Source organism: Amycolatopsis sp. NPDC058986, from assembly GCF_042741125.1.
Classification (GTDB): Bacteria; Actinomycetota; Actinomycetes; order Mycobacteriales; family Pseudonocardiaceae; genus Amycolatopsis.
In genome coordinates, this window is record NZ_JBHYJW010000131.1 from 1 (window position 1) to 4,907 (window position 4,907).

Annotated in this window: 4 protein-coding genes; 3 read left to right on the forward strand and 1 reads right to left on the reverse strand. The window is 72.4% G+C overall.

What is annotated here, in order from left to right; translation table 11 throughout:
* Positions 1–140: 140 nt before the first annotated feature.
* Positions 141–1,793, reverse strand: coding sequence for a hypothetical protein (locus ACFW0G_RS45280; protein WP_378331786.1), 1,653 nt, complete (start codon positions 1,791–1,793; stop codon positions 141–143).
* A gap of 209 nt (positions 1,794–2,002) precedes the next feature.
* Between ACFW0G_RS45280 and ACFW0G_RS45285 the strand changes: the two genes are divergently transcribed.
* The 3 genes from ACFW0G_RS45285 to ACFW0G_RS45295 all read left to right on the forward strand — a co-directional run bounded on the left by ACFW0G_RS45285 (position 2,003) and on the right by ACFW0G_RS45295 (position 4,851).
* Positions 2,003–3,475, forward strand: coding sequence for a S8 family peptidase (locus tag ACFW0G_RS45285; RefSeq protein WP_378331787.1), 1,473 nt, complete (start codon positions 2,003–2,005; stop codon positions 3,473–3,475).
* Positions 3,476–3,712: 237 nt separating this feature from the next.
* Positions 3,713–4,216, forward strand: a complete 504-nt coding sequence (locus tag ACFW0G_RS45290; RefSeq protein ID WP_378331788.1) for a DUF3145 domain-containing protein — start codon at positions 3,713–3,715, stop codon at positions 4,214–4,216.
* A 29-nt stretch (positions 4,217–4,245) separates the two neighbouring features.
* Complete coding sequence (locus ACFW0G_RS45295) at positions 4,246–4,851, forward strand: hypothetical protein (protein ID WP_378331789.1); 606 nt, start codon at positions 4,246–4,248, stop codon at positions 4,849–4,851.
* Positions 4,852–4,907: the final 56 nt, after the last annotated feature.

Genomic DNA, 4,907 nt, shown 5'->3' on the forward strand with positions numbered 1-4,907 from the left:
CCCCGCCCCTGCTGGTCTGACTCCCCCACCCCCCCCCCCCCCCCGCCACTTGGGTGCGTTGAGCGCACCCAATGCCACATTGGGGCGTTTGAAGCCCCGTGGACCGCAAGCGTGGGGTTTGTCCTCAGCGGCGGGAACGCTCACGAGACCGGCTGGTCGAGGGCGCCCTGTGCGGCTCGGGTCAGGGCCGGGTCGTCCGAAGTGGACGGTCCGGTGAGCCACACCGCCTGCACGACCCGCACCGAAGCGCCGTCGAGCTTGCTCTGGTAGGCGGCGTTCTCGAAGCGCGGGACCTCGCCGTTCCACTGGCCGGTCTCGGTGGCGACGTCGAGAATGCCGCCTCCGCCCGGGGTGTCGGCGATGGCCTTGAAGGCGGCGGCCTGCCCGCTGCTGGTGAAGTCCACGATGCCGACGGTCACCGCGGCGGGCCGCCCGTCGACCGTCGCGGCGAAACTGGCGCGGCGGACTCCGGCGCAGCTCGTGCGTTGCAGGCTCACCTGGACGTCACCGAAGGCGTGCGACGCGCAGCGCTGGTCCGCACTGCTCGCACGCCGGGTGAACTCCAGGCTCTGCACCGGGGCCGTGCTCGGCGGGGCGCTGGACACCGGCGTCGGCGGCGGCGTGGCCGCGGGTGTGCTCGGACTCGCGGTGGGCGCTGGCGTGTCGGAGGAACTGTTCGCCGCCACCACGATCGCCGCGACGAGCAGCACGACCAGCAGTCCGATCGCGCCGATCGGCAGCCAGCGGACGGTGCGGGACTTCTTCTCCGGCTGGGCGGACTCCGAACGCGGCTGGTCGGGCTGGTGCGGCGGTGCGCCCGCCGTGGACGCCGCGGCCACGGTCGAAGTGGGCGCGGAGGCGGACGTGGCCGCGGGGGGAGCGGCGGGCGCGGGGTCCGGATCGGACACCGCGGACGGCGGGGTCGGCGGCCGCTGCGCCACCGGCGGGGCGGGCGTGCGCCGGGGTGGCGGGGTCTTGGCCGGAGTCTGCTCGGCCTGCTTCACCGCGGGTGCGGCCGGGGCTGCCGACGCGACCGGGGCCGCCGCCGACGCGGCGGGCGGGCTCGGCACCGCGGCGGGGACAGGGGCCGGGGCCGGTTTCGCGGGTGGTTCCTGTGGCGGGACCGGTCTCGTCGGCGCGGCGGCGACCAGGGGATTTTCCCGGATGACCGTCTGCTCGTTGTCGGAGAACTGGCTGAAGCCCTCGCCGAGCAGGACCTCGTCGGACAGGTCGGGCGTGCCGGGCGCGAGTGCCTCGATGAGCGCGCGGGCCTGGTCGATCGAGCGCGGGCGGCGGGCCGTGGCGAGCGAGACGGTGGCGGCGAGCATCGACGTCGGGGTCGGGTAGAGCACGCGGACCGGGCCGGCGAGATCCGCCGGCGGCTGCTCGACGGTCTCGACGTACGGGCCGACCGCGAGGATCGTGCCGATCGGTGCCGCACCGGGAGCGATCTCGGCGATCCGGCGTTCACACGCCTGCGAGACGTCCAGTGCCTCGGTCGCCGGGTTCACCGTGTCGTCGCCGTGCACCAGCGGCCAGCCGTCGGCCTTCCACTGCGCGCTCAGCGGTGCCTCGAGCCGCAGCGCCGGGTCCGGCAGATCGACGCCGATGACGATGAGGACGCCCTTGGGCAGCACGACGACCGCTTCCACGGGCGCGCCCTCGCCGACCGGGTCGGCACCGATCAGCGCGACGCCGCCGATCACGGTGCTGCCGCGGCCCAGCGAGGCGAGTGCCGCCCGGACGTCCTCGGCGACCCGGGACGGCTGTTGAGCGAGGCGTACGAGTCGCACGAACCCTCCCCGGACAGTGTTTTTCCGTCTCGTTCGCGCACACGCTAGCGCGCCGGGCCCCGGGAGCCACGCGACACGGGGACTTCTTTTGTCTCACCCTCCGAAAGGGGTGCGGCGGGGATACGCATCGTCGTGACAACCGTCACCCGGACGGGTGTTCACTCGTTGGGGGGCGGAAGTAGTGCCCGCTCCCACTTCAGGAGGGTCCGATGGCCGTACCCCGTTCCTGGCGCAGGCGATCCGCGGTGCTCGCCGCGCTGCTCGCGCTCCCCGCACTCGTGGCCGCGCCGGTGGCCGCCGATCCGCTCGCCCCGGTCTCCTCGGGGCTCACCCGGCTGCTCGACACCGTAACGGGCGGGACGAGGGTGACGGCGCTCGTGCACGCCGCCGACGTCGCGACGGCGGCGGACGCGGTGCGTTCGGCGGGGCTGACCCCGCTCACCTCGTTCGACCGCATCGGCGTCGTCGCCGCCGGCGGGACCGCCGACCAGGTACGCGCCGTGCGGGGTGTCCCCGGCGTGAACTACGTCGAGAGCAACGATCCACTGAGGACGGCCGCGAGCAGCACCGGCACCACCGCGACCCGCAGCCTCCAGGCGAGGACCACGCTCAAGGACGGCAACGGCGCTCCACTGGACGGGCGCGGTGTCGGCGTCGCGATCATCGACACCGGCGTGAACCCGACCCACCCGGCGTTCCGCGCGCCGGACGGCTCGACGAGGGTGGTGCGCAGCCTCAAGAGCCTGTGCGCCGACGGCACCGCGACGAACTGCATCGTGGACGTACCGACCACTGTGGACACCGACACGCTGTCGCTCGGCGGGCACGGAACCCACGTCACCGGCATCGCGGCGGGCAACGACCTGACGCTGTCCGACGGCACGCGGGTCGGTGGATCCGCGCCGGGCTCGAAGATCACCGCCATCTCGACCGGGGCGGCGCTGCTGGTGCTGGGTACCGACGCGGCGCTGAACTGGGTGCTGGAACACCACGCCGCGCCGTGCGGCGCCGGGGTGTCGCCCGCGGTGTGCCCGCCGATCAAGGTCATCAACAACTCCTACGGACCGAGCGGCGGCGGCGCGTTCGACCCCGCCTCGGCGACGGTCAAGCTGCAGCGGGCGCTGGCCGCCGAGGGCGTGGTCACGGTGTGGGCCAACGGCAACGACGGCGGTGACGGCTCGAAGAACCTGTCCAACCCGCCCGGCCAGGACCCGACGCCCGGAGTGCTGTCCGTGGCCTCCTACAACGACCAGGGCACCGGTACGCGGGACGGCTCGGTGTCCACGTTCTCCTCACGGGGCCTCAAGACCGACCCCGCGAGCTGGCCGGACGTCTCCGCGCCGGGCGAGAACATCCTCTCCGCCTGCGGCGTCACCCTGCTCATCTGCACGCAGGGACTCCAGCCGAAAAACGGGCCCGGGCCACTGGATCTGGCCACCTACAACGTGATCAGCGGGACGTCGATGGCGGCCCCGCAGATCACCGGGATCGTCGCCCAGCTGTTCCAGGCCGCGCCTTCGGCCTCGGCGGGCGACATCGAGCGGGCGATCAAATCGACGGCGTACAAATACGTCAACGGCGCGCCCTACGTCGTGAACGGTCCGTACACCTCCAGTTTCGACAAGGGAGCGGGCCTGGTGGACGTGGTCGCGGCGGCGACCTCGCTCGGCGCTCGTCCCTGATCACCCTGGCGGGGGACCCGGAAACCCGATACGGTCAGCTCCCGGCGGCTGACCATGCCGGATTTCGGGCCCCCGCCCCCATAACCGTGGGACTTGTGGTGTTCGTGTGGCCAAACAGCACGGTTGGGGTGCAGAATGTGCTACACGTATCGGGAACTGGCACGAGAGCCCAGACCTGCATCGCTCGGGAGAGGCCGTAGGGGAAGACGTCCCTCGTCGAGCAAGCGGAGGTCAGCAGTGAGCACCCGTGGCAACACCCGAGGCGTGGTGTACGTCCACTCGTCGCCGTCTGCGGTTTGTCCGCACGTCGAGTGGGCTATTTCGGGCACCCTGGGTGCCCGTGTCGAGCTGAAGTGGACGGCGCAGCCTGCCAGTCCGGGTCAGCTGCGTGCCGAGTGCGGCTGGCGCGCGCCCGCGGGCACCGGCGGCAAGCTCGCCGCCGCCCTCAAGGCGTGGCCGATGCTGCGCTTCGAGGTCACCGAGGAGCCCAGCGCGGGCGTCGACGGTGAGCGGTTCTGCTTCGCGCCGGGCCTCGGCCTGTGGCACGGGCGGACGAGCGCCAACGGCGACATCGTCGTGGGCGAGGACCAGCTGCGCGCGCTGGTGGCCAAGACGCGGGCGGGTGAGGCACTGGCCCACCAGCTCGACGAGCTGCTGGCCGCGAGCTGGGACGAGGCGCTGGAGCCCTATCGGCACGCCGGGGACGGCGCTCCGGTCACCTGGCTGCACCAGGTCGGGTAGCCCGGGTGGGCGGCCGCTAACCTCTTGGGGTGAGTGCCGGTACCCCGACCCGTCAGCGTTGGCTGGTCCCTGTTCTCGTCGTCGTCGCGTCCCTGACCGTCGGTGTCGGGCTGCTGGCCCGTGAGGTCTACAGCCGCCCGGACGCCGCTCCTGCGGGCACCGCCGCCGGGCACACCGTCACTCCGGCGACGTCCACGCCGCTGCGCCCGGACCAGGAACCGGGGCCGGACACCGTCGAGCTCAGCCCGGACGCGGCGGCGCATCCGCAGCAGGAAGCCGTCCACACGGTGCTGCAGACCTACTTCAGCGCGATCAACGAGCGCAACTACGCGAAGTGGACGACGTCGGTCACCAGCGATCTGTACAGCAGCAAGCCGCCGCCGAGGTTCCAGGCCGACTTCCGGTCCACAAAGGACGGCAGCATCCGGATCTACCGGATCGAGCCGGGATCGACGTCCGGGACGCTGCGGGTGCTCGTCGGCTTCACCAGTACCCAGGCTTCCTCGGAGGCGCCGCCTGACTTCCCCGAGCCGTGCATCCGCTGGCGGCTCATGATGCCGCTGGTCCGGGAGGGCAACGGCCTGCGCGTCGACAAGGGTTCGCAGAACGACAACCCGGTCCACGAGAAGTGCTGAAGGGGACGTTCCTCTCGTAAGACGCACTGAAGGGGACTTTCCTCGCATGTCCTGCG

Bases quoted from the DNA above. Each gene is read 5' to 3' on its own strand.
- ACFW0G_RS45285 (WP_378331787.1), top strand. From the start codon at position 2,003: ATGGCCGTACCCCGTTCCTGGCGCAGGCGATCCGCGGTGCTCGCCGCG.